The sequence below is a fragment of the Serratia sp. CY82433 genome (assembly GCF_052166535.1).
GTDB classification, from domain to species: Bacteria; Pseudomonadota; Gammaproteobacteria; order Enterobacterales; family Enterobacteriaceae; genus Serratia; species Serratia sarumanii.
This window is the reverse complement of record NZ_JBJNOR010000006.1, coordinates 194,314-218,558: the sequence shown is the minus strand read 5'-3', so window position 1 is coordinate 218,558 and position 24,245 is coordinate 194,314. Positions and strand designations below refer to the sequence as shown.

Annotated in this window: 25 protein-coding genes; 8 read left to right on the top strand and 17 right to left on the bottom strand. The window is 62.0% G+C overall.

Annotation, left to right across the window (positions count from 1 at the left end):
* Nucleotides 1-74 precede the first annotated feature (74 nt).
* The 5 genes from ACJ8PI_RS21870 to kefG all read right to left on the bottom strand — a co-directional run bounded on the left by ACJ8PI_RS21870 (nt 75) and on the right by kefG (nt 4,482).
* Entirely contained in the window at nt 75-1,103 is a 1,029-nt protein-coding gene (locus tag ACJ8PI_RS21870; protein ID WP_164134754.1) for a LacI family DNA-binding transcriptional regulator, read from the bottom strand.
* A 92-nt stretch (nt 1,104-1,195) separates the two neighbouring features.
* Complete coding sequence (slyD, locus tag ACJ8PI_RS21865; RefSeq protein WP_164134755.1) at nt 1,196-1,789, bottom strand: peptidylprolyl isomerase; 594 nt, start codon at nt 1,787-1,789, stop codon at nt 1,196-1,198.
* A gap of 112 nt (nt 1,790-1,901) precedes the next feature.
* Nucleotides 1,902-2,105 (bottom strand): YheV family putative zinc ribbon protein, encoded by a 204-nt coding sequence (locus ACJ8PI_RS21860; RefSeq protein ID WP_015379274.1) that lies wholly within the window; start codon nt 2,103-2,105, stop codon nt 1,902-1,904.
* 14 nt (nt 2,106-2,119) lie between these two features.
* Complete coding sequence (gene kefB, locus ACJ8PI_RS21855; protein WP_033636264.1) at nt 2,120-3,928, bottom strand: glutathione-regulated potassium-efflux system protein KefB; 1,809 nt, start codon at nt 3,926-3,928, stop codon at nt 2,120-2,122.
* Nucleotides 3,929-3,930: 2 nt separating this feature from the next.
* Nucleotides 3,931-4,482: a glutathione-regulated potassium-efflux system ancillary protein KefG gene (gene kefG, locus ACJ8PI_RS21850; RefSeq protein ID WP_025159909.1), complete on the bottom strand. Its 552-nt coding sequence runs from the start codon at nt 4,480-4,482 to the stop codon at nt 3,931-3,933.
* 129 nt (nt 4,483-4,611) lie between these two features.
* Between kefG and ACJ8PI_RS21845 the strand changes: the two genes are divergently transcribed.
* Entirely contained in the window at nt 4,612-6,525 is a 1,914-nt protein-coding gene (locus tag ACJ8PI_RS21845) for an ABC transporter ATP-binding protein (protein WP_033636266.1), read from the top strand.
* A gap of 3 nt (nt 6,526-6,528) precedes the next feature.
* Here ACJ8PI_RS21845 and tauD read toward each other — a convergent pair whose 3' ends face one another.
* From tauD to ACJ8PI_RS21815, 6 genes are all read right to left on the bottom strand, one after another.
* Entirely contained in the window at nt 6,529-7,377 is an 849-nt protein-coding gene (gene tauD, locus ACJ8PI_RS21840) for a taurine dioxygenase (protein ID WP_033654872.1), read from the bottom strand.
* Entirely contained in the window at nt 7,374-8,210 is an 837-nt protein-coding gene (tauC, locus tag ACJ8PI_RS21835; protein WP_041036968.1) for a taurine ABC transporter permease TauC, read from the bottom strand. The genes tauD and tauC overlap by 4 nt, the downstream gene beginning before the upstream one ends.
* The gene (gene tauB, locus ACJ8PI_RS21830; RefSeq protein ID WP_041036970.1) at nt 8,207-8,974 is read right to left on the bottom strand and encodes a taurine ABC transporter ATP-binding subunit; all 768 of its coding nucleotides are present in this window, start codon (nt 8,972-8,974) and stop codon (nt 8,207-8,209) included. Before tauB ends, tauC begins: the two co-directional genes overlap by 4 nt.
* Nucleotides 8,975-8,983: 9 nt before the next feature.
* Entirely contained in the window at nt 8,984-9,979 is a 996-nt protein-coding gene (gene tauA / locus ACJ8PI_RS21825) for a taurine ABC transporter substrate-binding protein (RefSeq protein ID WP_164134756.1), read from the bottom strand.
* Nucleotides 9,980-10,093: 114 nt separating this feature from the next.
* The gene (locus tag ACJ8PI_RS21820) at nt 10,094-10,876 is read right to left on the bottom strand and encodes a PhzF family phenazine biosynthesis protein (RefSeq protein ID WP_060446129.1); all 783 of its coding nucleotides are present in this window, start codon (nt 10,874-10,876) and stop codon (nt 10,094-10,096) included.
* A gap of 10 nt (nt 10,877-10,886) precedes the next feature.
* Entirely contained in the window at nt 10,887-11,489 is a 603-nt protein-coding gene (locus tag ACJ8PI_RS21815) for a LysE family translocator (protein ID WP_156866452.1), read from the bottom strand.
* Nucleotides 11,490-11,607: 118 nt separating this feature from the next.
* On the opposite strand from ACJ8PI_RS21815, the gene ACJ8PI_RS21810 reads away from it, so the two are divergent.
* The 3 genes from ACJ8PI_RS21810 (at nt 11,608) to ACJ8PI_RS21800 (ending at nt 13,839) form a co-directional block, all read left to right on the top strand.
* A complete protein-coding gene (locus ACJ8PI_RS21810) occupies nt 11,608-12,588 on the top strand; it encodes a hydrolase (RefSeq protein ID WP_033649307.1) in 981 nt (326 codons plus the stop codon).
* Nucleotides 12,585-12,818 (top strand): YheU family protein, encoded by a 234-nt coding sequence (locus ACJ8PI_RS21805; RefSeq protein WP_004930376.1) that lies wholly within the window; start codon nt 12,585-12,587, stop codon nt 12,816-12,818. Before ACJ8PI_RS21810 ends, ACJ8PI_RS21805 begins: the two co-directional genes overlap by 4 nt.
* 151 nt (nt 12,819-12,969) lie before the next feature.
* Nucleotides 12,970-13,839, top strand: a complete 870-nt coding sequence (locus ACJ8PI_RS21800; RefSeq protein ID WP_004930374.1) for a phosphoribulokinase — start codon at nt 12,970-12,972, stop codon at nt 13,837-13,839.
* A gap of 38 nt (nt 13,840-13,877) precedes the next feature.
* Here the strand turns inward: ACJ8PI_RS21800 and ACJ8PI_RS21795 are convergent, their stop codons facing one another.
* On the bottom strand, nt 13,878-14,285 hold the full coding sequence (locus tag ACJ8PI_RS21795; protein ID WP_004930372.1) for an OsmC family protein: 408 nt from the start codon (nt 14,283-14,285) through the stop codon (nt 13,878-13,880).
* A gap of 383 nt (nt 14,286-14,668) precedes the next feature.
* Between ACJ8PI_RS21795 and crp the strand changes: the two genes are divergently transcribed.
* The gene (gene crp / locus ACJ8PI_RS21790; protein WP_004090925.1) at nt 14,669-15,301 is read left to right on the top strand and encodes a cAMP-activated global transcriptional regulator CRP; all 633 of its coding nucleotides are present in this window, start codon (nt 14,669-14,671) and stop codon (nt 15,299-15,301) included.
* A 51-nt stretch (nt 15,302-15,352) separates the two neighbouring features.
* Nucleotides 15,353-17,431 carry a YccS/YhfK family putative transporter gene (locus tag ACJ8PI_RS21785; protein ID WP_164134758.1) on the top strand — a complete coding sequence of 693 codons (2,079 nt, stop codon included), beginning with the start codon at nt 15,353-15,355 and terminating at the stop codon, nt 17,429-17,431.
* Nucleotides 17,432-17,471: 40 nt separating this feature from the next.
* Here ACJ8PI_RS21785 and argD read toward each other — a convergent pair whose 3' ends face one another.
* From argD to ACJ8PI_RS21770, 3 genes are all read right to left on the bottom strand, one after another.
* Nucleotides 17,472-18,689, bottom strand: coding sequence for a bifunctional acetylornithine/succinyldiaminopimelate transaminase (argD, locus tag ACJ8PI_RS21780; RefSeq protein ID WP_164134759.1), 1,218 nt, complete (start codon nt 18,687-18,689; stop codon nt 17,472-17,474).
* Between the two features lie 131 nt (nt 18,690-18,820).
* Nucleotides 18,821-19,396, bottom strand: coding sequence for an aminodeoxychorismate synthase component II (locus tag ACJ8PI_RS21775; protein WP_164134760.1), 576 nt, complete (start codon nt 19,394-19,396; stop codon nt 18,821-18,823).
* A gap of 72 nt (nt 19,397-19,468) precedes the next feature.
* Nucleotides 19,469-20,995 carry a helicase HerA-like domain-containing protein gene (locus tag ACJ8PI_RS21770; protein ID WP_039569209.1) on the bottom strand — a complete coding sequence of 509 codons (1,527 nt, stop codon included), beginning with the start codon at nt 20,993-20,995 and terminating at the stop codon, nt 19,469-19,471.
* Nucleotides 20,996-21,205: 210 nt separating this feature from the next.
* On the opposite strand from ACJ8PI_RS21770, the gene ACJ8PI_RS21765 reads away from it, so the two are divergent.
* A complete protein-coding gene (locus ACJ8PI_RS21765) occupies nt 21,206-21,475 on the top strand; it encodes a hypothetical protein (RefSeq protein WP_033654862.1) in 270 nt (89 codons plus the stop codon).
* A gap of 17 nt (nt 21,476-21,492) precedes the next feature.
* Nucleotides 21,493-21,771, top strand: a complete 279-nt coding sequence (locus ACJ8PI_RS21760; protein ID WP_060427174.1) for a type II toxin-antitoxin system RelE/ParE family toxin — start codon at nt 21,493-21,495, stop codon at nt 21,769-21,771.
* Here the strand turns inward: ACJ8PI_RS21760 and btsR are convergent, their stop codons facing one another.
* Nucleotides 21,772-22,497, bottom strand: coding sequence for a two-component system response regulator BtsR (btsR, locus tag ACJ8PI_RS21755; RefSeq protein WP_033654861.1), 726 nt, complete (start codon nt 22,495-22,497; stop codon nt 21,772-21,774).
* Complete coding sequence (locus tag ACJ8PI_RS21750) at nt 22,497-24,182, bottom strand: sensor histidine kinase (protein ID WP_033636285.1); 1,686 nt, start codon at nt 24,180-24,182, stop codon at nt 22,497-22,499. The genes btsR and ACJ8PI_RS21750 overlap by 1 nt, the downstream gene beginning before the upstream one ends.
* Nucleotides 24,183-24,245: the final 63 nt, after the last annotated feature.

The following is a 24,245-nucleotide window of genomic DNA, read 5'->3' as shown; positions in this document are numbered from 1 at the left end:
ATAATCGGAGGATGTGAGCGCAGGCAATCGGCCATGTAATCGGTTTCATGAGGTAGCGTTGTGTGAGCCGTCTCTCATTTGCCGCGCTTGCTTTGCGCATGCGCCTCACCGTCGGTTACGGAGTCTCGCAGGATAAGTTCGGCCGAAAAGCGGTTGTTCTGCGGCGCGACGTCGCTGCCGCTGTGGATCTGCAGCGCCAAGCGCGCAGCGCGTCGGGCCATTTTCTCGATCGGGTAATGCACGGTGGTCAACGAAGGATGGAGATATTTCGCCAGGGCAATGTCGTCAAAGCCGACGATCGACAGCGCCTCGGGCAGTTGAACTTGCCGTTGATGGCAGGTGCGCATCATGCCGGCGGCCATCACGTCGTTGAACGTCACTGCGGCGGTGAAGCGTTGGTCGCTGGCCAGAACGCGCTCGGCCGCCAGTTCGCCCCCTCGCTCGTTGAAGGGCACGCTGATGATCCAGCTGCCGGGCACCTCAATGCCGGCGGCGGCCATGGCCTGGCGGTAACCCGCTAGCCGCTGCGCGCGATCGTCGATCGGCAGATCCGCCGTCACGCAGGCAATTCTTCGATGCCCCTGGCGTATGAGCAGCTCGGTCGCCGTCTGCGCCGCATTGGCGTTGTCGAGCCAGATGCAACGGTTGGCGATGGCGGGCAGATAACGATTGATCAGCACCAGCGCGGGCGTATGGGCGGCGTAGCGCAGCAGCGCCTCCTCCCCCATGCGCGTGACGTGCGCCACGATGGCTTCACATCCCTGATTGATGAGAAAATCGAGACCGCTTTTTTCCAGCTCGGCCTGATGCCCGCCGCTGCACAACATCAAACGCACGCCGGCCTGCCGCGTGATGTCTTCCACGCCCCGCGCTAGGCGTGAAAAAAACGGATCGTCGAGATTGCCGGTCAGCAATCCCAGCATATTGCCGCTTCTTTTCGCCAGCGCCAGCGCGGCGGCGTTGCGGTGGTAGTTAAACTCGCGCATCGCTTTCTCGACGCGTTCGCGGGTCACCGGTTCAACGTAGGCGGTATTATTGATCACCCGGCTGACGGTGGCCGTGGAAACGCCGGCGCGCCGCGCCACGTCTTTCATGGTGGCCATGGCATGTCCTGTTGTGCCGTTCGGCGCCCGGTGCGCCGCGCATAAAAAAGGGCAGCCGATGGCCGCCCTCTTGTCTCGTCACTGCGATCTGCTTAGTGGCAGCCGCAGCCGCCGTTACCGCAACCGCCTTTACCGCGGTCGTGGCCATGGTCGTGATCGTGATCGTGGCTGTGGCCGTGACCGCCGCAGCAGCCGTCACCGTGTTCGTGGTGATGGTCGTGCTCGCCGTGTACGTGACCGTGCGCCAGTTCTTCTGCGGTCGCTTCGCGGATCGCGACAACTTCCACGTTGAAGTTCAGGTTTTGGCCGGCCAGCATGTGGTTGCCGTCAACCACCACGTGGTCGCCGTCAACTTCGGTGATTTCAACCGGTACCGGGCCCTGATCGGTGTCAGCCAGGAAACGCATGCCGACCTGCAGTTCATCAACGCCCATGAAGACGTCTTTCGGTACGCGCTGCACCAGGTTTTCGTCGTAGTTGCCGTACGCGTCGTTCGCGCCGACGTGAACGTCAAAACGATCGCCAACGTCGTGGCCTTCGAGTGCTTTTTCCAGACCTGCGATCAGAGAACCATGCCCGTGCAGATAGTCCAGCGGTGCGCTCACCGGAGACTCATCAACCAAAACACCGTCTTCTGTACGTACTTGGTAAGCCAGGCTGACCACCAAGTCTTTTGCTACTTTCATGATATCTCCTACCGTTGGCTACTAGGACGCGCACCGTTATCGGGATGCGCGCCTTTTCCGGACAGATTGTAACGGAAATCTGCCTCGCTGTACCCTCCGGGATAAAAAAACGCTACTTCGGCTGGAAAATGCCGATCACCTGCTCTTGCGGGCGAACGTGTTTTTCCACCTGTTGTTCGGTCTGGCGCTGATGGTGGCCGCACTTGACGCACTCCACCACCTCCACCTGATCCTCCCGCCATACCGCCAGCGTATCCATGGCGCTGCAGCTCGGGCACACCGCCCCGGCGATAAATCTCTTACGTGTTGCAGACATCGTTATGCTCCCGCTTATTCGTATTCGTCCCAGCCGTCGAACTGGCGACTTTCTTTTTGCATTTCGCGATGGAACAGCTCTTCCAGCTCGCGCCGCGCCTCTTTCACGCGGGAAATTTGCGCCACGTCGCCCTGATGCGGCGGCATCAGTTCACGCAGCATGCGCATATCCAGGCGGCGGAAATGCTGCTGGGCGCGGAAGGCCTGATGCGGGTGCATGCCCAACTCCATCAGCGCTTTGCGCCCCAGTTCCAGCGCGCTGGAGAAGGTCTCGCGGCTGAACTGCTTCACGCCCGCCTGCAGCAACTCATGCGCCTCCACGCGGCCGCGCGCCCGCGCCAGAATGCTCAGATTCGGGAAGTGCTGCTGGCACAGCCGCACGATCTCCATGGTGTCTTCCGGCTCATTGCAGGTGATCACGATCGACTTGGCCTTCTCGGCGCCCGCCGCGCGCAGCAGCTCCAGCTCGGTGGCGTCGCCGTAATAAACCTGGTAACCGTAACGCCGCAGCACGCCGACGGCGCTGACATCGCGCTCCAGTACGGTAATGCGCATTTTGTTGGCCATCAACAGGCGGCCGATCACCTGGCCGAAACGCCCGAAGCCGACGATGATCACCTGCGGATCGTCGTCCTCTACGTACGGCGTTTCCTCTTCTTCGCCCTTGGCGTTATAGCGACGCGCCAAAATGCGGTCGATGGCCTGCATCAGCAGCGGCGTGGTCATCATCGACAGCGTCACCACTACCAGCAGCAAGGAGAGTTGATCCGGCTGCAGCACCTTTTGCGCGCCCGCCGCAGAAAACAGCACGAAGGCGAACTCGCCGCCCTGGCTGAGCACCCCGGCGAACTGCAGGCGCACCGAACTGCGCAGGCCGAACAGACGCGACACCCCGTAGAGCACGCCGGATTTGATCGCCACCAGCGCCAGCACGCCGATCAACACCTCGGCCAGATGGGTGTAGAGCACGCCGATATTCAACACCATGCCTACCGAGATAAAGAACAGCCCCAGCAGCAGCCCTTTAAACGGCTCGATGGAAATCTCCAGTTCGTGGCGGTATTCGCTCTCCGCCAACAGCACCCCGGCGATGAAGGTGCCGAGCGCCATCGACAGGCCAAGCGTCTCCATAAACAGCGCCGAGCCGAGCACCAGCAACAGCGCCGCGGCGGTGAAGATCTCGCGCACGCCGGAAGCGGCGATATAGCGGAACAGCGGCCGCAGCAGGAAGCGGCCGCCGATCAGCATGCCGCCGAACGCCGCCACCTTGAGCGCGATCTTCGCCCAGTCGTCGCTGGTTCCGCCGGCGCCGGCCAGAATGGGGATCAGCGCCAACGCCGGGATCACCGCCATATCCTGGAACAGCAGCACCGAGAAGCCGAGCTGCCCCCCTTCGTTGCGGTTCATGCCCTTCTCGCGCATCAGCTGCAGCGCCATGGCGGTGGAAGACATCGCCAGGCCGATACCGCCGATCACCGCCGCCTGCCAGGCGAAGTGCGTCAGATACAGCAACGCGCCCAGCACCGCAGCGGTGATCAACACCTGGCCGGCGCCGGCGCCGAAGATCGAGCGCCGCAGCTCCCACAGCTTGCTGGGGTTCAGTTCCAGGCCGATGATGAACATCAGGAACACCACGCCCAGCTCGGAGAAGTGCAGGATCTCGTCGACGTCGCGAATGAAGCCCAATCCCCAGGGGCCGATGGCGATGCCGGCGATCAGATAGCCCAGCACCGCGCCGATCCCCAGGCGACGGGCGATCGGCACCGTCACCACCGCGGCGAACAGGAACAGCAAAATGGCGGTCAGTAAGGTCGATCCTTCCATCGTCACCGCCCTCCGTGCGGCAGCGGGTGGCTCAGCCACTCGCCGTAGGCGTCCGCATGGCTGCGCAGCACCTCCGGCTTCTGCCGCCGCGCCCAATAGACCACGAACGGCGTCAGCCAATGCATATGGCACATCCCGGCGGTCAACTCGAACGGCCGCAGGATATCTTCCATCGGATAGTGGTTATAACCGCCGGTGCGGTAGGCGCCTTCCGGCTCACCGGTGGTGATCACCGAGCGCCAGTATTTACCCGCCAGCGCATTGCCGCCCACCCCGCTGGCGAAGCCGCGCGACAGCACGCGATCCAGCCACTCCTTCAGCAGCGCCGGGCAGCTGTAAGTATACAGCGGGTGCTGAAACACGATGACCTGATGCTCACGCAGCAGCTGTTGTTCGTGATGGATATCGATAAAAAAATCGGGATAGTGCGCGTAGAGATCGTGCACGGTGACATGTTCCAACTGCTGCGCCGGTCGAAGCAAAACCCGGTTCGCCACCGAGTCATGAGATTCCGGATGGGCATACAGCAGCAAGACCTTGGGCGGCTGCGACATCATTCCCCTCCAAAGCGTCGTCAGGGTAGCGGTTTTCCGTTACCATGCATCGCAAAGACAAAAACAGCGCGCGGTGCGCGTTCTGTTACCTTAATGATAATTTAACATACTCTGAACATACGGCGCTTTATGATTGTATTCTCCTCGCTACAAATCCGACGCGGCATCCGCGTCCTGCTGGACAACGCCACGGCGACGGTTAATCCAGGTCAGAAGGTCGGCCTGGTGGGCAAAAACGGCTGCGGCAAATCCACGCTGCTGTCGCTGCTGAAGGGCGAGATCGCGGCGGATGGCGGCAGCTTTACCTTCCCCGGCAACTGGGCGCTGGCCTGGGTCAACCAGGAGACGCCGGCGCTGGACGTGCCGGCGATCGAGTATGTTATCGACGGCGACCGCGAGTTTCGCCAGCTCGAAGCCGAATTGCAGGCGGCCAACGACCGCAACGACGGCCACGCCATCGCTACCCTGCACGGCAAGCTGGACGCCATCGACGCCTGGACCATCCGTTCCCGCGCCGCCAGCCTGCTGCACGGCCTCGGCTTCTCCAACGAACAGCTGCAAAGCCCGGTGCGCGACTTTTCCGGCGGCTGGCGCATGCGCCTCAACCTGGCGCAGGCGCTGGTGTGCCGTTCCGATCTGCTGCTGCTCGACGAACCGACCAACCACCTGGATCTCGATGCGGTGATCTGGCTGGAGCGCTGGCTGAAAAGCTATCCCGGCACGCTGGTGCTGATCTCGCACGACCGCGACTTCCTCGATCCGATCGTCGACAAGATCCTGCATATCGAACAGCAGACGATCAATGAGTACACCGGCAACTATTCGTCGTTCGAACGCCAGCGCGCCACCAAGCTGGCGCAGCAACAGTCGCTGTATCAGCATCAGCAAGAGAAAGTGGCGCACCTGCAAAGCTATATCGACCGTTTCCGCGCGCAGGCCACCAAGGCCAAGCAGGCGCAGAGCCGCATCAAGATGCTGGAGCGCATGGAGCTGATCGCCCCGGCGCACGTCGACAACCCGTTCACCTTCAGCTTCCGTCCGCCGGAAAGCCTGCCGAACCCGCTGCTGCGCATGGACAAAGTCAGCGCCGGGTATGGCGATAAAGTGATCCTGAAGTCAATCAAGCTGAACCTGGTGCCCGGCTCGCGCATTGGCCTGCTCGGCCGCAACGGCGCCGGTAAATCCACGCTGATCAAACTGCTGGCCGGCACCCTGGAGCCGCTGAGCGGCGAGATTGGCCTGGCGAAAGGCATCAAGCTGGGTTACTTCGCCCAGCACCAGCTGGAATTCCTGCGCGCCGACGAATCGCCGCTGCAGCACCTGAGCCGCATCGCACCACGGGTGCTGGAACAGCAGCTGCGCGACTATCTGGGCGGCTTCGGTTTCCAGGGCGACAAGGTCAGCGAAGTGACCGAACGCTTCTCCGGCGGCGAGAAGGCGCGGCTGGTGCTGGCGCTGATCGTCTGGCAGCGCCCTAACCTGCTGCTGCTCGATGAACCGACCAACCACCTGGATCTCGACATGCGTCAGGCGCTGACCGAAGCGCTGATCGATTTCGAAGGCGCGTTGGTGGTGGTCTCGCACGACCGTCACCTGCTGCGCTCCACCACCGACGATCTGTACCTGGTGCACGACGGCCAGGTCGAGCCTTTCGAGGGCGATCTCGACGACTACCAGCAGTGGCTTGTCGACCTGCAGCGCCAGGAAAGCCAGCAGGACGCGCCGGAAAAAGAGAGCGGCGGCAACAGCGCGCAGGCGCGCAAGGATCAAAAACGCCGCGAGGCGGAGTTCCGTACGCAGACCCAGCCGCTGCGCAAGCAGATCGCCAAGCTGGAACAGCAGATGGAAAAACTGGGCGCCGAACTGGCGGCGGTGGAGGAACAGCTGGCGGATCCCGCGCTGTACGACATCAGCCGCAAGGCCGAGTTGACCGACTGCCTGCAAAAGCAAAGCCAGGCCAAATCCGCGCTGGAAGAGACGGAAATGACCTGGCTGGATGCGCAGGAACAGCTGGAACAGTTAACGCAGGCGTTCGAAGCCTAAGCCTCAGGCCTTATAAAAAGGCCTATCCCCCAGAATGGTCGCGCGGTGCATGATGCGCCGCTGCGGCAGATAATCCGCGTTGGCGTAGTGCTGCGTCACGCGGTTATCCCAGATCGCCACGTCATTTTCCTGCCAGCGCCAGCGCACCTGAAACTCCGGTTTGGTGATGTGAGCAAACAGGAAGTTCAGCAAAGCGTCGCTCTCTTTCGGCGCCAGATCGACGATCCGCGTGGTAAACCCTTCATTGACGAACAGCGCCTGCCGGCCGCTGACCGGGTGGGTGCGCACCACCGGATGCAGCAGCGGCGGGTTTTTCTGCACCGCCTGTTGCCAGCGCTGATGCTCCTCTACACTGCCGCGATGTTTGTGTTCCGGGAACGACTTGGTGAAGTCATGCTCCGCACGCAGCCCCGCCAACAGCGTTCTGAACGGCGCCGACAGCGCCTCGTAGGCCGCGATGCCGCTGGCCCACAGCGTATCGCCGCCGGTGGAAGGCAAGGTCTTGGCCGCCAGGATCGCCCCCAGCGGCGGGTTGTCGATAAAGGTCACGTCGGTGTGCCAGTTATCGTTGTCCGGCGGGTTGTCGTCGTGGGTATCGAGCACGATGATCTCTTCCACGTCGGTGGCGTGCGGATAGACCGGATGGATATGCAGATCGCCGAAGCGGCCGGCCAGATCGCGCTGCTGCAGCGGGGTGATCGGCTGATTGCGGAAGAACAGCACCTGATGCTTCAGCAAGGCGTGATAAAGCTGCTCAAACTGGCCGTCGCCCAGCGGCCGGGCCAACTCGACGTTTTCCACCAGCGCCCCGATGTAAGGCCCCAGCGGGGTGATATTCAGACGTTCGTTCATTGCTGTACTCCATGCCACGGGGTCAATCGGCGCTGCAGAGCACGCAGCCCCAGCTCCAGCCCAAATGCAATCACCGCAATCACGCCGATGCCGGCCAACACCACGTCGGTCGCCAGAAACTCACCGGCGGATTGCACCATAAATCCCAGGCCGCGCGTGGCGGCGATCAGTTCGGCGGCCACCAGCGTCGACCAGCCGACGCCCAGCCCGATGCGAATGCCGGTCAGGATCTCCGGCAGCGCGCTCGGCAGCACCACGAAACGCAGCACCTGCCAACGCGTGGCGCCCAACGCCCGGGCGGCACGCACCCTCACCTGCGCCACGCTGCGCACGCCGGCCACGGCAGACAGCGTCACCGGCGCGAAGATCGCCAGATAAATCAGTAAGATCTTTGAGGTTTCGCCGATGCCGAACCAAATCACCATCAGCGGCAGATAGGCCAGCGGCGGCACCGGGCGATAGATTTCAATCAGCGGATCGAGAATGCCGCGCACCGTGTCGTTCAGCCCCATGGCGATGCCCACCGGGATGCCGACGATCACCGCCGCCAACAGCGCTACCAGAATGCGCCCCAGGCTGGCCGCCAGGTGTTGCCACAGCGTGGCGTCCATAAAGCCTTGCGGGCTGGCGATGGTGATCAGCTGGTGCAGCACCTGCTGCGGCGCCGGCAAAAACAGCGGGCTGATCAGCTGCAGCGCCGTCACGCCCCACCAGACGATCAACACCGTCAACAGCGTGGCGCCGCTCAGCCAAACGTTGCGCGGCACGCTGAAACGGTGCGCCGCTTTGCCCTGCGGCTGCGCCGCGGCCTTTATAGTGGAATGCAGGCTCATAGCAAGGCCTCGCGCTGTTGGAAAACTTTGCCCAGCACGTATTCGCGCTGCGCGATAAATTCAGGATCGGACTTGATGGCGCGGCAGGCTTCGCCTTCGGCATAGCGTTGGCCGAAGTTCAGCGACAGCCGCTCCACCACCTGCCCCGGCCCCGGCGACAGCAGCAACAGCTCGCTGGCGAGGAACACCGCCTCTTCGATATCGTGGGTGATCAGCAGCACCTGTTTGCCGGTATCGCGCCAAATGGTCAGCAACAGCTCCTGCATCTGCTCGCGGGTGAACGCGTCCAGGGCGCCGAACGGTTCGTCCAGCAACAACAGCCGCGGATCGGCGGCCAGGGCGCGGGCGATGCCGACGCGTTGGCGCATGCCGCCGGAAAGCTGCCAGATAAAGTGCTGTTCATAGCCCGCCAGCCCCACGCGCTGCAGCATCTGCTCCGCCACCTGGCGGCGCTGCGCCTTGCCGACGCCGGCCAGCTGCAGGCCGAACTCGACGTTGTCCACCACGTTGCGCCACGGCAGTAAGCCCTCATGCTGGAACACCACGCCCCGTTCGGCGCTCGGGCCGTGAACGGGCGTTCCATCCAGCGTGATGCTGCCAGCTGAAGGCTCGATAAACCCGGCGATCAAATTCAGCAGCGTGGTCTTGCCGCAGCCCGACGGGCCGAGCACCACCACCAGTTGCCCGGCGGCAATCTGGAACGACACGTCACGCAGCGCGGGCCGCCCCTGATACTCTGCTGAAAGATGATTGACGTTTAGCATCCTGCTTCCTTACGACTGCGGCGCAGCCTGCACCTGTTTCACAAAACGGTCGGTCACGTAAGCGCTGTAGTCGCTGTCGACCTGCGGGATCTTGCCCTGCTGCTTGAGGAATTCGGCGGTATCGCGGATCGCCTTGTCCAGCGGCTGGCCGAGCTGGGCAACCTGCTCCGCCACCGGCAGATAACGGTTTCCCTTCACCAGCTCCGGCACCTGCGCTTCCGGCACGCCGCTCAGGCGCGCCAGCGTGCTGAGGTGGCTCGGATCTTTCAGCCACTGCTCCGGCGCCGCCAGGTAGGCCTTTTGCGCCTGTAAGGCGCTGGCGGCAAAGGCGGTCACCACGTCGGGATGTTTCTCGGCAAAGTCTTTGCGCACCACCCACACATCCAGCGTCGGCGAGCCCCATTCGCCCACCTGCGCGGAGTCGGTCAACACCTTGCCCTGTTTGGCCAGTTCGTTGACCACCGGCGCCCAGACGTAAGCGCCGTCGATGTCGCCGCGCTGCCAGGCGGCGGCGATGGCCGGCGGCTGCAGATTGAGGATCTTCACCTGCTCAGGCTTGATGCCCCAATGCTTGAGCGAGGCCAGCAGGCTGTAATGGGTGGTGGAGATAAACGGCACCGCAATGCGCTTGCCGATCAGATCCTGCGGGCTTTTGATGTCATTTTTCACCACCAGCGCTTCGGAGCTGCCGAGCTGCGAGGCGATGAGGAACACTTCGATGGGGAGTTTCTGGCTGGCGGCCACCGCCAGCGGGCTGGAGCCGATATTGCCGATCTGCACGTCGCCGGAGGCCAGCGCACGCAGCACGCTGGAGCCGCTGTCGAACTTACGCCAGTCGACGGTCGCGCCGGACCGTTTGGCGAAGCTGTTTTCCGCCTGCGCCACCTTGGCCGGCTCCGCCGACGTCTGGTACGCCACGGTCACGTCCACCGCGTAGGCGCTGGCTGCGCTGAACGCCAGCGCCAACAGCGCCGCGTTGCGTAAGGAAAAGAGTTTGCCCGCCATGTTCCGCTCCGTTGATAAAAATCTGTTCAGTTGCTGACAGTTTTATCTGAGCGGTGACGGGCGATAAAAGAATAAAAAAGTCTTCTTTATTACCCTGTGTAATATAAACGCGGATTACAGCGCGATCGTCCCGTGCAGGAACACGTGAGCATAGCCGCCGAGCAGCGTGCGATCCCCTTGCAGTTCGCAGAACAGTTCGCCGCCGCGTGCCGAGACCTGCTGCGCCTGCAGCCGATGGCGGCCGAGACGCGCCGTCCAGTAAGGCATCAGCGTGCAGTGCGCGGAGCCGGTGACCGGATCTTCACCGCCGTCGAGCGTGAAATAGCGCGACACGAAGTCCACGGTGTCACCCGGCGCAGTGACGATCACCGCACACCCGGCCAGCGCGATCAGCGCCGGGATGTCCGGCCGCAGCGCGCGCACCTGCGCCTCGTTTTCCAGCACCACCATCAGCGCTTTCGCCTGCCACACCTCCTGCGGCTGCACGCCCAGCAGCGCCGCGAGGCCCGCCGACTCAGCCACCTTCTGCGGCGGCCGAGCGGGGAAGTCGAGCACCAGCCGTTCCCCGTCCTGCGCATCGCGCTTGACGAACAGTTCGCCGCCGGCCGAGCGGAAGCGAATATCCTGCAGCGCCGGGTTAACCACGCTGAACATCACATGCGCCGCCGCTAGGGTGCCGTGGCCGCAGAGATCGACCTCGCGCTGCGGGGTAAACCAGCGGATGGCGGTCATATCGCCGTCATCCCAGACAAAGCTGGTTTCCGGCAGGCCGATCTCGTTGGCGATCGCCTGCAGCCGCGCCGCCGGCAGCGGCTGCGTCAGTAGGCACACCCCAGCCGGGTTGCCGCGCAGCCCTTCGCCGGTAAAGGCAACCACGTGATAATAATTTTCCGCCATCGTTCGCTCCTTAATGCCAGATCAGTAACACACAGGCTGCGGTCAACAACCCCATGGAAACGTTGAAGATAACCCAGGCCTTTTTGCTGCGCAGCAGGCGGCCGATCAGGGTGCCGAACGCCAGCCAGATAATGCCGGCGACGATGTTGACCGCCAAAATGCCCAGCGCGATCGCCGCAATGGAACCGTTGTACTTATCGCCCGCCAGGCTGAAGCTGGCCACCGCCCCCAGCGCCATCAGCCAGGCTTTCGGGTTGAGGAACTGCAGCAGCCAACCCTGATACAGCCGCACCGGCTGCGGCGGCGCCACGTCGGTTTCCAGTTTTTCATAGGCGGCGGTGGCGACTTTCCACGCCAGCCACAGCAGGTACAGGCTGCCGAGGATTTTCAGGATCAGGTGCAGCGACGGATAAACCAGGATCAGGCTGCCGACGCCGAAGGCCACCAGCAGCAAGATGCTTTGCATGCCGAGCATGATGCCGACCATCAGCCACAGCGATCGCATAAAGCCGAAGTTAGCGCCGGAGGTGGTCAGCAGCAGATTATTGGGGCCAGGCGTGATGGCGGCGACCCACAGGAAGCCCAGCATCGAAAGGAATAAACTCGGTTCCATGGCACGGGTGCTCCTCACCCAAGGCGCTTTTTTGCAGTATCATTGTTAATTCTTGGTATTGAAGCTAACAGTGCGCTAGGGATCTCACAATAGCCGCCCACAACATTTTACTCAGCCTATGCCTAACACCTTTCGCCCTCTGACCGGGGCCAGTAACCCGCACCTGCAAACGCTGTTGCCGCGGCTGGTGCGCCGCCGCGTATTATTGAAACCGCATTGGCAGCGGCTGGAATTGCCCGACGGCGATTTCGTCGATCTCGCCTGGAGCGAGGATCCGGCGCAGGCGCGCGACAAACCGCGTGCGGTGCTGTTCCACGGCCTGGAAGGCAGCTTCTACAGCCCTTACGCGCATGGCCTGCTCAACGCCTGGCGCGAGCGCGGCTGGCTCGGCGTGGTGATGCACTTTCGCGGCTGCAGCGGCGTGCCCAATCGCAAGCAGCGCATCTACCACTCCGGTGAAACCGAAGACGCGCGCTTCTTCCTGCGCTGGCTGCGCGACCGCTACGGCGAGGTGCCGACCGCGGCGGTCGGCGTTTCACTCGGCGGCAACATGCTGGCCTGCTATCTGGCGCAGCAAGGCGCCGACAGCCTGCTGCAGGCGGCGGTGGTGGTCTCGGCGCCGCTGATGCTGGAGCCCTGCGCCTACCGCATGGAGCAAGGCTTTTCCCGCGTTTATCAGCGCTACCTGCTGGGGCAGCTGAAACAAAACGCCACCCGCAAGCTGTTGCACTACCCGGACACCCTGCCGCTCAAGCTGTCCCAACTGAACGGTCTGCGGCGCATCCGCGAATTCGACGACGCCATCACCTCGCGCATTCACGGCTTCAGTGACGCCACCGACTATTATCGCCGCTGCAGCGCCCTGCCGCTGTTGCCGGCTGTCCAAACGCCGCTGCTGATCATCCATGCGAAGGACGATCCCTTCATGACCCCTGAGGTGATCCCCGACGTCGCCGGCCTGCCGCGCAATATCGAATATCAGCTGACCGAGTTCGGCGGCCACGTCGGCTTCGTCGGCGGCACGCTGAAAAAACCATACATGTGGCTGGAGCATCGCATTCCGGCCTGGCTTTCCCCTTATCTGGACATCCCGACGTGATCATTCCCTGGCAAGAACTGGCAACCGACACCCTCAACAGCCTGATCGAATCTTTTGTACTGCGCGAAGGCACCGATTACGGCGAGCACGAACGCTCGCTGGAACAGAAGGTGGAGGACGTGCGCCGCCAGCTGAAAAACGGCGAAGTGGTGCTGGTGTGGTCGGAACTGCACGAGAGCGTCAACATCATGCCGCGCGGCCAGTTCCGCGCCGGGCAGGAAGAAATTTAGTGGCGATCGGTTCTATGACTGACGGAAAAAATCAGGTAACAATGGGGCATTGCAAACCAGCGCGCGCCATTTTTTCCCGAGATAGAGAGCGTCAACAAGAGCCACAATAATCCCCTGACGCCGGCGCATTCAACACGGAGTGACAACCACCATGTCTGCCAAACATCCCGTTATCGCGGTGACCGGTTCCAGCGGCGCCGGCACCACCACCACCAGCGTGGCGTTCCGCAAAATATTCCAACAACTCAACATCCGCGCCGCCGAGCTGGAGGGCGACAGCTTCCACCGCTACACCCGGCCGGAAATGGACGCGGCGATCCGCAAGGCGCGCGATCTGGGCAGACACATCAGCTATTTCGGCCCCGAGGCCAACGACTTCGGCCTGCTGCAGCAGAGCTTCATCGACTACGGCAAGAACGGCACCGGGCGCTCGCGCAAGTATCTGCACACCTACGACGAAGCGGTGCCCTACAATCAGGTGCCGGGCACCTTCACCCCGTGGGAACCGCTGCCGGCGCCGACCGACGTGCTGTTTTACGAGGGGCTGCACGGCGGCGTGGTCACCGAGCACCATGACGTGGCCAAGCACGTCGACCTGCTGGTCGGCGTGGTGCCGATCGTCAACCTGGAGTGGATCCAGAAACTGATCCGCGATACCGGCGAGCGCGGCCACTCCCGCGAAGCGGTAATGGATTCGGTGGTGCGTTCGATGGAAGACTACATCAATTACATCACGCCGCAGTTCTCGCGCACCCACATCAACTTCCAGCGCGTGCCGACGGTGGACACCTCCAACCCGTTCGCCGCCAAGGCGATTCCCTCACTGGACGAAAGCTTCGTGGTGATCCACTTCCGCGGGCTGGATCAAATTGACTTCCCCTATTTGCTGGCGATGCTGCAGGGCTCGTTTATCTCGCACATCAATACGTTAGTGGTGCCGGGCGGCAAGATGGGGCTGGCGATGGAACTGATCATGGCGCCGCTGGTGCAGCGGTTGCTGGAAGGCAAGAAGATCGAATAAACGCGTTGAGCGCGGCGCCGGGCCGCGCTCCGCCTCGATTACGCCGGTTGGCGGATCTCGAAGCTGTGGGTCACCGTGGCGGCCTTGTTGAGCATCAGCGCCACCGAGCAGTACTTCTCCGCCGACAGGTTCACCGCACGCTCGACGATCTTGTCGGTCAGGTCCTGGCCGGTAACGATGAAATGCAGGTTGATATGGGTGAACAACCGCGGAGCTTCTTCGCGGCGCTCGGAGGTCAGCTTCACCTCGCAGTCGCGCACGTCGTTGCGCCCTTTTTGCAGGATGGACACCACGTCGATCGCGCTGCAGCCGCCCACCGACATCAGCACCATCTCCATCGGGCTGGGTGCTTTATCGCCGGCGTTGCCGTCCATCAGCACCTGGTGGCCGGAGGCCGATTCACCCAAAAACGTTAACCCTTCCACCCATTTAACTCTTGCCTGCATTCTGGTCACTCCGGTTGATTTCTTAAAAATCAGAGTACGCTTTCGCATAGAAACAGGCAACGTAACCTGATGCTAATCATGCTGAAGCGAGACAACACGAGACACCCGCCTTACTCTGTGCTACAAACAGAGCCGCAATAAATCTTTCCGGGACACTGAATTTCAGGGAAACGCCCAGAGAAAGGCTCCTTTACCGGTATGTTAACAGAATGTAGCTTGCAGCGCTTACGGCAAGTTAATATGCTAGAGCGACAGCGTATTTTTATGACACGCCTCAAAACTTGCCGGTAGCCCTCGCTCATGACTGCGGCTACAGGCGGGTTTTACAGGGAACTCTGACCCCTGTGACACAAGGCAGCGATAACAACAGAGGATAACAGCGAATGGTTCTCGGCAAACCGCAAACAGACCCTACTCTCGAATGGTTCCTGTCTCATTGCCATATCCACAAATATCCATCGAAGAGTACGCTGATTCACCAAGGTGAAAAGGCCGAAACGCTTTACTACATCGTGAAAGGCTCCGTCGCGGTGCTGATCAAGGATGAAGAAGGTAAAGAGATGATCCTGTCCTACCTCAACCAGGGGGATTTCATCGGCGAGCTCGGATTGTTCGAAGAAGGCCAGGAGCGCAGCGCCTGGGTTCGCGCGAAAACCGCCTGTGAAGTGGCCGAAATTTCCTACAAGAAATTCCGCCAGCTGATCCAGGTGAACCCGGACATCCTGATGCGTCTGTCCGCCCAAATGGCGAGCCGCCTGCAGGTCACCTCCGAAAAAGTGGGCAACCTCGCCTTCCTGGACGTTACCGGCCGCATCGCGCAAACCCTGCTGAATCTGGCGAAGCAACCCGACGCCATGACTCACCCGGACGGCATGCAGATCAAGATCACCCGCCAGGAGATCGGCCAGATCGTCGGCTGCTCGCGCGAAACCGTTGGCCGTATTCTGAAAATGCTGGAAGATCAAAACCTGATTTCCGCCCACGGCAAAACCATTGTCGTCTACGGCACCCGTTAATCCCTGAAGAAACGGCGCAATCTGCGCCGTTTTTTTTATCTGCTCTCTGCCATGTGGCGCCGCCTGATCTACCACCCGGAAATCAACTACGCACTGCGACAAACGCTGGTGTTGTGCCTGCCGGTGCTGTTCGGCCTGCTGATAGGCCAGCTGCAGCTCGGCCTGATGTTCTCTCTGGTGCCCGCCTGCTGCAATATCGCCGGTCTGGACACGCCGCATAAGCGCTTCTTTAAACGGCTGGTGGTTGGCGGCTCGCTGTTCGCCTTCAGCAGCGTGCTGCTGCAACAGGCACTGCTGTGGCACGTGCCGCTGCCGGCGCTGATGCTGGGCCTGGCGCTGCTGCTCGGCGTCACCGGTGAAATCAGCCCGCTGCACGCCCGGCTGTTGCCGGCGGCGCTGGTGGCCGCCATCTTCGCCCTCAGCACGGCCGGCACAGTACCCATCTGGCAGGCGCCGCTGCTGTACGCCATCGGCACCGTCTGGTACGGCTTATTCACCTGGTTGTGGTTCAAGCTGTGGAAAGAGCAGCCGATGCGCGAGACCCTGAGCCAGCTCTACCTGGAACTGGCGGACTATTTCGAAGCCAAATACTCGCTGCTGACCCAGCACACCGATCCGCAAACCGCGCTGCCGCCGCTGCTGGTGCGCCAGCAAAAGGTGATGGATCTGATCAGCCTGTTGTACCAACAGCTTAATTTCCTGCCGCACGCCAACAACCTCGAGCAAAAGCGCCTGCAGCGCGCCTTTCAGGTGGCGATGGATCTGCAGGAGCACATCACCGTCAGCCTGCATCTGCCGGAGGAGGTGCAAAAACTGGTGGAGCAGAGCCAGGCCGAAGCGATCATTCGCCGCAACGCTCAGGTGATCGCCGGCCGGCTGCGCGTAGTGGCGCACGATATTCTCTATCATCAACATTCGAAGCGCTTCTCCATGGCCCACGAGCTGGCGGCGCTGGAAAAAATGGCGGCGCAGCATCCCGATAACCCGGTCGGCCAGTTTTGTTATTACCACTTCAGCCGCATCGCCCGCCTGCTGCGCACCCAGCATCCGCTATACCGCCGCGACCTGATGCCCGGCCAGCACCGCCTGCCGTTTTGGCCGGCGCTGGCCAGCTATCTGTCGTTCAAGTCCACCGCCCTGCGCAACGCCGCGCGGCTGGGCGTGACGCTGGCAGTCGGCAGCAGCCTGGGTGCGGTGTTCAATCTGCCGAAGCCTTACTGGATCCTGCTCACCATCATGCTGGTGAGCCAAAACGGGTATAACGCCACCCGGGTGCGTATTCAGCACCGTGCGCTGGGCACGATTGCCGGGCTTTTGCTGGCGGCCGGGCTGCTGCAGCTGCAGTTGCCAGAAGGAGAAACGCTGAGCATCATGTTGGTGATCACGCTGCTGGCCTACCTGGTTTCGCGCAAGAACTACGGGCTGTCGGTGATTGGCTTTACGGTCACGGCGGTTTACACCCTGCAGCTGCTGGCGCTGAACGGCTCGCATTTTCTGGTGCCGCGCCTGATCGATACGCTGATCGGCTGCGTGTTGGCGTTCGGCGGCACCATTTGGCTGTGGCCGCAGTGGCAAAGCGGGCTGCTGCGCAAGAATGCCCATCAGGCGCTGGAGCACGATCAAACCGCGCTGCGGTTGATGCTGGAACAGCCGGAACCGGACGCCACCGCGTTGGCCTATACCCGCATGCAGGTCAACCAGGCGCACAATGCGCTATTCACCTCGCTCAATCAGGCGATGCAGGAGCCGGGGTTCGCGTCGGACTATCTGGCGGACATGCGGCTGTGGGTCACGCATAGCCAGTTCATCGTCGAGCACCTGAACGCCATGACCATTCTGGCGCGCGAACACTACATGCTGACGCCAAAACTGGCGGAAGCGTATCTGCAGGCCTGTGAAATCGCGCTGCAAAGCTGCCAACAGCGGTTGGAATACGACGGCCCGAGCAGCGGCAACAGCGGCATCATGCAGCCGCCGGATCTGCATCCGGAGATGCCCGTTACCGAGATGGAGCGCCATCTGCGGCGCATTCTGTCGCACCTGAGCGTGATGCACACCATTTCTTCGCTGGCCTGGCGCCAGCGCCCGCACCACGGCATTTGGCTCAAGCGCAAACTGCACGATCAATAAGGGCGCGGCATGCCGCGCCCCGTTATATGCCGCGCGGGCTTCAGGCGTTGATCACATCCTGCACCGCCAGCTCGAACAGCGCCATGCCAGCCTCGATATCCTGCAGCTCCACCACCAGCGACGGCGCGAAGCGGATCACGTTCGGCCCGGCGTTGAGGATCATCAACCCGCGCGCGGCGGCGGCGGTGAGGAAGTCGCGCGCTCTGCCGTGATAATGCGGCGTCAGCTCGGCGCCAATCAGCAACCCCATGCCGCGAATCGCGGTGAAAATACCGTATTTATCGCCGATATGCTGCAAAGTCTGCACATACAGCGCATGACGCTGCTCGATGCCGCTCAGCACCTCCGGCGTATTGATCACGTCCAGCGCCGCCTCCGCCACCGCGCAGGCCAGCGGGTTGCCGCCATAGGTGGTGCCGTGGGTGCCCACCTGCATCACCGACGCGATCTCTTCGGTAGTCAGCATGGCGCTGACCGGGAAACCGCCGCCCAGCGCCTTGGCGGTGGTGAGAATGTCCGGCGTCACGCCATAATGCATATAGGCGAACAGTTTGCCGCTGCGCCCCATGCCGCTTTGCACTTCGTCGAACACCAGCAGCGCCTGATGTTGGTCGCACAGCTCGCGCACGCCTTTGAGGAAGCCGGCATCGACCGGCGTAATGCCGCCCTCGCCCTGAATCGGCTCCATCACCACCGCGCAGGTGTGGTCGTCCATCACCGCCTTCACCGCCGCCAAGTCGTTGAACGGCACGTGCACGATGTCGGCCGGCTTCGGCCCGAACCCGTCGGAATATTTGGCCTGCCCGCCCACCGACACGGTGAACAGCGTGCGGCCGTGAAACGCGTTATAGAAGGCGATGATTTTGGTTTTGTAGGGGCTGTGGCGGGTGATGGCGTAATGACGCGCCAGTTTGAACGCCGCCTCGTTGGCCTCTGCGCCGGAGTTGGCGAAGAACACCCGATCGGCGAAGGTGGCGTCGATCAGCTTGCTCGCCAGGCGCAGCGCCGGTTCATTGGTGAAGACGTTGCTGGTATGCCACAGGGTTTCGCCCTGGCGTTTGAGCGCCTCGACCAGCGCCGGATGGCAGTGCCCCAGCGCCGTCACCGCGATGCCGCCGGAAAAATCGATGTACTCTTTTCCCTGTTGATCCCAGACCCGGCTGCCTTGGCCGCGCACCGGCACAAACTGGGCAGGTGCATAAACAGGCAGGATCACCTGGTCAAAGGTGCTGCGGCTCACTGCGGATTTTTCAGTCATTTTCGGCTCCACCCTGAAGGTTTTTCAGCGCTATCGTAATGTTAGATTGAAAACATAATCACGAAATATGCATAAAAAACCAATCGAGCGCAAACGCAAAACGCCTGGCGGGCGAAAAAAACGCATCGGGATTAACGCTGGAGGAAATTATCCAGCAGCTGGTGGCCCAGCTCGCTGAGCACGCTTTCCGGATGGAACTGCACGCCTTCCAGCGCCAAAGTGCGGTGGCGGATGCCCATGATCTCGTCGCGCACGCCGTCGCGTTCGCTCCAGGCGGTCACTTCAAAACAGTCCGGCAGCGTATCGGCTTTCAGCACCAGCGAGTGGTAGCGAGTCACGGTCAGCGGATCGCTCAGGCCGCGAAACACGCCGACGCCCAGGTGACGAATCGCCGAGGTTTTGCCGTGCATCACCGCGCGGGCGCGCACCACCTCGGCGCCGAACGCCTGCCCCAGCGCCTGGTGCCCCAGGCACACGCCGAGGATCGGCAGCTTGCCGGCGAAATGACGAATGGCGGCCAGCGAGATACCCGCTTCGTTCGGGGTGCAGGGGCCAGGGGAAATCACCAGATGCTGCGGCGCCAGCCGCTCGATATCGGCCAGCTGCAGCTCATCGTTGCGCTTCACCAGCACCTCGGCGCCCAATTCGCAGAAGTACTGGTAAAGGTTATAGGTAAAGGAGTCGTAGTTATCGATCAGCAGCAGCATGTTAGGTCCGGCAGAGAAAAATGCCGCCACAGTGTACTGATTTAACCCGCCGCTGCCGACGATAATTTCCGCTTACTTTTTACGGCCGCCGGTGATCGAGCCCAGCACGCCGCGCAGGATCTGGCGGCCGAGATCGCGCGCCATGCTCTTGGCGGCGGTCTGGACAATGCCGTCGCGCTTGCCGCCGCGCGGGCCGGTGGAACCGAACAACAGCTCGTTCAAGCCGTCCATCAGGCCGCCACCCGCCTGCTGTTGTTGCTGTTGCGCCTGCGGTTGCTGCCCCTGCTGCGGGGTGCCGACGGTGGCAAAACCGCCCGACGACAGCTTCTCGTAGGCGGATTCGCGGTCGATCATATCCTCATAGCGGCCATACAGCGGCGACTTGTTGATCGCGCTGTTCAGCCCTTCCGCGCCGAGCATGCCCATTTTGGATTCCGGCGCGATCACCATCGCCCGCTCCACCACATTCGGCCGGCCCTTCTCGTCGAGGAATGACACCAGCGCTTCACCCACGCCCAGCTCGGTGATCGCCGTTTCGGCATCGAAGGCTGGATTGGCGCGCAGGGTTTGCGCCGCCGTCTTCACCGCCTTCTGATCGCGCGGCGTGAAGGCGCGCAGCGCATGCTGCACGCGGTTGCCCAACTGGCCCAGCACGCTGTCCGGGATGTCCAGCGGGTTCTGGGTGACAAAGTAAATGCCGACGCCTTTGGAGCGGATCAGGCGCACCACCTGTTCGATCTTGGTCAGCAGCGCCGCCGGCGCGTCGTTGAACAGCAGGTGCGCCTCATCGAAGAAGAACACCAGCTTCGGCTGTTCAGGGTCGCCCACTTCCGGCAGGTGCTCGAACAGCTCAGCCAGCAGCCACAGCAGGAACACCGAATACAGCTTCGGCTGATTGATCAGCTTGTCCGCCGCCAGCAGGTTGATCACGCCGTGGCCGTTGGCGTCGGTTTTCATCAGATCGTTGATGTCGAGCATCGGCTCGCCGAAGAACTGGTCGGCGCCCTGCTCTTCCAGCGTCAGCAACCCGCGCTGAATGGCACCGATCGACGCGGCAGAGATATTGCCGTACTGGGTCTGGAATTGTTTGGCGTTGTCGCCGACGAACTGCAGCATGGTGCGCAGATCCTTCATGTCCAGCAACAGCAGCGCGTTGTCATCGGCGATCTTGAACACCAGCTGCAGCACGCCGCTTTGCACCTCGTTCAGATCCAACAAGCGCCCCAGCAGCAGCGGCCCGAGATCGGAAATCGTGGCGCGGATCGGGTGCCCCTTTTCACCGTAAATATCCCACGGGATAATGGTGCAGGCCTGCGGCTGCCAGTCGCTGACGCCGATCGCCGCCAGGCGCGCCTGCAGTTTCTCGGAAGGCACGCCCTCGGCGCCGATGCCGGACAGATCGCCCTTCACGTCCGCCAGGAACACCGGCACGCCGATGCGCGAGAACTGTTCGGCCATTTTCTGCAGCGTCACCGTCTTGCCGGTGCCGGTTGCCCCGGTGATCAGCCCGTGGCGGTTGGCCAACGCCGGCAAAATCACCAGATCCTGCTCCGGTTTTCCGTCTTTCATCGCTTTGGCGATAATCCGTGGTTCACTCATTTTCTGTTCCTTTGACGCTGACGCGGCGCGAAACGCGCCTGTGGATGCAATAAAGCTATAAGCGCCGCGTAACCCCGTCAAGGACAAACAAAATGGGTGCCGTCGGGGCCTGATGAATTCAGATTGCGCTTAGCGTCAAAGCGCCTTTGCTTGAACAATAAAGCACCAGTGCTATAGTGAGCATTACGCTGTATATACGAGGTAAATACCATGTCTGAATCTACCGTGGTAATCCGCGTGGATGAAGAGTTAAAAACCGCTTTCGCCAGCGCGGCAAAGGCCGCCGATCGCACGGCTTCGCAACTGCTGCGTGATTTCATGCGCGAGTTTGTCAGCCGCCAGGCGCAACAGGAAGAGTACAACCAGTGGTTAAAGGAAAAGGTCGAGGTAAGCCGCAAGGCGTTGCGTGAAGGCAAATTCGCCGACGATGAAGAGGTGGCCGCTTATTTCGCCGAACGCAGAGCCAAATCAACGCGATAAAACACAAAAGGACTTTTGTGAAACTGACATGGACGGAACCCGCCATCGCCGATCGTCTGGCGATTTATGAATGGTTGGAACTTAAAAATCCGGCCGCCGCCGCAGAAAATGATGCAAAAATCGCTGACGCGGCGGCACGCCTCGTGCATCATCCCGCCAGCGGGAAAACGGGGCGGATAGCCGGTACGCGCGAGCTGGTCATCTCCCCGTCCTATTTGCTGGCCTATGAATGGGCGGCTCAACGCGTCATCGTATTGGTCATCGTGCATACTCGCCGTCGGTGGCCGCCGGCATAGTCACCCCCGCAGCCCCAGTTGCTCCTTCAGCGTCTTCAAATAGCGCCGGCTGACCGGCACCGGATCGCCGGCCGACATGATCATCTCCGCCGCGCCTCCCTCTTCGAAGCGGATCTCGCGCACCTGCTCCAGATTGACCAGATACTGCCGATGGCAGCGCACCAGCGGCGTGCGGCTTTCCAGCGTGCGCAGCGTCAGCTCGGTGAAACACTCCATGCCGTCGCTGCGCACCACGAAGACCCCGCTCAGTTTGGAGCGGATCGCCAGCACTTCGTCGAAGCGCAGCAGATAGATGCGGCTGTGGCCGGTGCAGGGAATGTATTTCAGGTAACCGGCGCTCTCTTCCAGCGCCGTCACGTCCTGCGGCGCACTGCGCTGCCGCAGGCGTTGCAGCGTCTTGCTCAGCCGCTTCGGCTCCGCCGGCTTCAACAGGTAGTCGAAGGCGTGCTCCTCGAACGCCTGCACCGCGTATTCGTCGTAGGCGGTCAGAAACACGATGTGCGGCATGCGGTTGGGATCCAGCATGCCGACCATTTCCAGCCCGCTGATGCGCGGCATCTGGATATCGAGAAACACCACGTCCGGCTGCAGCCGGTGGATCTGGCTGATGGCTTCGATGGCGTTGGCGCACTCGCCGATAATCGCGATCCCCGCTTCAGCTTCCAGCAGGTGGCGCAGGTTGTCGCGCGCGGAAGGTTCATCGTCAACAATCAGTGCGTTTAACATCAGGCGGCCCTCTCCATGGGAACATTGAGCGTAATGCGGGTGTAGGCGTCCGGTCGGCAATCCACCTGCACGCCATAGCCTTCGCCGTAGCGCACGCGAATGCGTTTATCCACCAGGTTCATCCCCAGCCCGCTGCAGTTCGGTTTCGGCTGGAACAGCCCGGCGTTGTCCGTCACCTGCAGCAGCAGATGCTCCCCTTCGCAGCAGGCGCCGATTTCGATGCGGCCCACGCCCAGCAGATGCGAGGTGCCATGCTTGATGGCGTTCTCGACGATCGGCTGCAGCGAGAACGCCGGCAGCCGCACCGCCAACAGCGCCTCCGGCAGCGATACCGCGATCTCCAGCCGATCGGCGAAGCGCGCTTTCTCGATCTGCAGGTAGGCGTTCACGTGTTCAATCTCGTCCGCCAGGCTGACTTCGTCATCCGAGCGTTTGAGGTTTTTACGAAAGAAGGTCGAGAGAGACTGCACCAGATCGCAGGCGCGTTCGCCATCGCGGCGGATCACCGCCACCAGGGTATTCAAGGCATTGAACAGGAAATGCGGATTGACCTGCGCATGCAGCAGCTTGATCTCCGACTGCGCCAGCAGCTGCTTGTGGCGCTCGTACTGTCCGGCCATGATCTGCGCCGACAGTAGGCTGGCGATGCCTTCGCCCAGCGTACGGTTGATGGTGCTGAACAGCTGGCTTTTCGGCTCATACAGCTTGATGGTGCCGATCACCCGCTGATTTTCGCCGCGCAGCGGGATCACCAGCGTCGATCCCAGCTTGCAGGCCGGATTGATCGAGCAGCAGTAAGAGAGCTGATTGCCGTCGGCGTACACCACCTCGTTGTTGTCGATGGCGCGATGCGAATGCACCGAGGCGATCGGCGTGCCCGGCAGGTGGTGGTCGTCGCCGATGCCGATAAACGCCAGCAGCTTGTCGCGATCGGTGATCGCCACCGCGCCGATGCCCAGCTCCTGATAGATCACCCGGGCGACCTTCATGCTGTTCTCCTGATCGAAGCCCTGCCGCAGGATGCCCTCGGTGCGCTCGGCGATCTTCAGCGCCTTGGAAGAGAAGGCGCTGGTGTATTTTTCGAACATCGCGCGCCGATCCAGCAGGATTTGCATGAACATCGCCGCACCGACGGTATTGGCGATCATCATCGGCAGCGCGATGTGCTCCACCAGCTGCAACGCTTCGTCGTAGGGGCGCGCCACCGCCAGGATGATCGCCATCTGCAGCACTTCCGCCACCAGCGCCACGCCGCCGACAAACAGCGGATTGAACAGCAGCTCGATGCGCCCGCGGCGCATGGCGATGCTGTGTACGATGCCGCCGACCAGGCCTTCCGACACCGTGGAGATCGCGCAGGCCACGTCGGTCATGCCGCCGAGCGTATACCGGTGCAGGCCGCCGGTCAGCCCGACCAGAAAGCCCACCGACGGCCCGCCCAGCAGACCGCCCAGGACCGCGCCTATCGCGCGGGTGTTGGCGATCGAATCCTGAATGTGCAGCCCGAAATAGGTGCCCATGATGCAGAACACCGAGAAGATCACGTAGCACAGCAGCTTGTGCGGCAGGCGGATGGTCACCTGCATCAGCGGGATGAACAGCGGGGTTTTGCTCAGCAGATAGGCGATAACGAGATAGACGCACATCTGCTGCAACAGCAACAGCACCTGGTTAAATTCATACATGGCAGCAACTCATCCAGAGACAACAAAGGGCGAACGCCGGATTTCCGGTCTGATTATTGTCTG

Coding starts and splice junctions, on each gene's coding strand:
- ACJ8PI_RS21795 (WP_004930372.1), bottom strand. CDS start 14,285: ATGCAGGCAAGAGTTAAATGGGTGGAAGGGTTAACGTTTTTGGGTGAA.
- ACJ8PI_RS21820 (WP_060446129.1), bottom strand. CDS start 10,876: ATGGCGGAAAATTATTATCACGTGGTTGCCTTTACCGGCGAAGGGCTG.
- ACJ8PI_RS21775 (WP_164134760.1), bottom strand. CDS start 19,396: ATGCTGCTGCTGATCGATAACTACGACTCCTTTACCTATAACCTTTAC.
- ACJ8PI_RS21810 (WP_033649307.1), top strand. CDS start 11,608: ATGCCTAACACCTTTCGCCCTCTGACCGGGGCCAGTAACCCGCACCTG.
- ACJ8PI_RS21870 (WP_164134754.1), bottom strand. CDS start 1,103: ATGGCCACCATGAAAGACGTGGCGCGGCGCGCCGGCGTTTCCACGGCC.
- ACJ8PI_RS21845 (WP_033636266.1), top strand. CDS start 4,612: ATGATTGTATTCTCCTCGCTACAAATCCGACGCGGCATCCGCGTCCTG.
- kefG (WP_025159909.1), bottom strand. CDS start 4,482: ATGTCGCAGCCGCCCAAGGTCTTGCTGCTGTATGCCCATCCGGAATCT.
- ACJ8PI_RS21750 (WP_033636285.1), bottom strand. CDS start 24,182: ATGTATGAATTTAACCAGGTGCTGTTGCTGTTGCAGCAGATGTGCGTC.
- tauD (WP_033654872.1), bottom strand. CDS start 7,377: ATGAACGAACGTCTGAATATCACCCCGCTGGGGCCTTACATCGGGGCG.
- ACJ8PI_RS21785 (WP_164134758.1), top strand. CDS start 15,353: ATGTGGCGCCGCCTGATCTACCACCCGGAAATCAACTACGCACTGCGA.
- tauA (WP_164134756.1), bottom strand. CDS start 9,979: ATGGCGGGCAAACTCTTTTCCTTACGCAACGCGGCGCTGTTGGCGCTG.
- argD (WP_164134759.1), bottom strand. CDS start 18,689: ATGACTGAAAAATCCGCAGTGAGCCGCAGCACCTTTGACCAGGTGATC.
- kefB (WP_033636264.1), bottom strand. CDS start 3,928: ATGGAAGGATCGACCTTACTGACCGCCATTTTGCTGTTCCTGTTCGCC.
- tauB (WP_041036970.1), bottom strand. CDS start 8,974: ATGCTAAACGTCAATCATCTTTCAGCAGAGTATCAGGGGCGGCCCGCG.
- ACJ8PI_RS21815 (WP_156866452.1), bottom strand. CDS start 11,489: ATGGAACCGAGTTTATTCCTTTCGATGCTGGGCTTCCTGTGGGTCGCC.
- ACJ8PI_RS21860 (WP_015379274.1), bottom strand. CDS start 2,105: ATGTCTGCAACACGTAAGAGATTTATCGCCGGGGCGGTGTGCCCGAGC.
- ACJ8PI_RS21770 (WP_039569209.1), bottom strand. CDS start 20,995: ATGAGTGAACCACGGATTATCGCCAAAGCGATGAAAGACGGAAAACCG.
- slyD (WP_164134755.1), bottom strand. CDS start 1,789: ATGAAAGTAGCAAAAGACTTGGTGGTCAGCCTGGCTTACCAAGTACGT.
- btsR (WP_033654861.1), bottom strand. CDS start 22,497: ATGTTAAACGCACTGATTGTTGACGATGAACCTTCCGCGCGCGACAAC.
- ACJ8PI_RS21765 (WP_033654862.1), top strand. CDS start 21,206: ATGTCTGAATCTACCGTGGTAATCCGCGTGGATGAAGAGTTAAAAACC.
- crp (WP_004090925.1), top strand. CDS start 14,669: ATGGTTCTCGGCAAACCGCAAACAGACCCTACTCTCGAATGGTTCCTG.
- tauC (WP_041036968.1), bottom strand. CDS start 8,210: ATGAGCCTGCATTCCACTATAAAGGCCGCGGCGCAGCCGCAGGGCAAA.
- ACJ8PI_RS21800 (WP_004930374.1), top strand. CDS start 12,970: ATGTCTGCCAAACATCCCGTTATCGCGGTGACCGGTTCCAGCGGCGCC.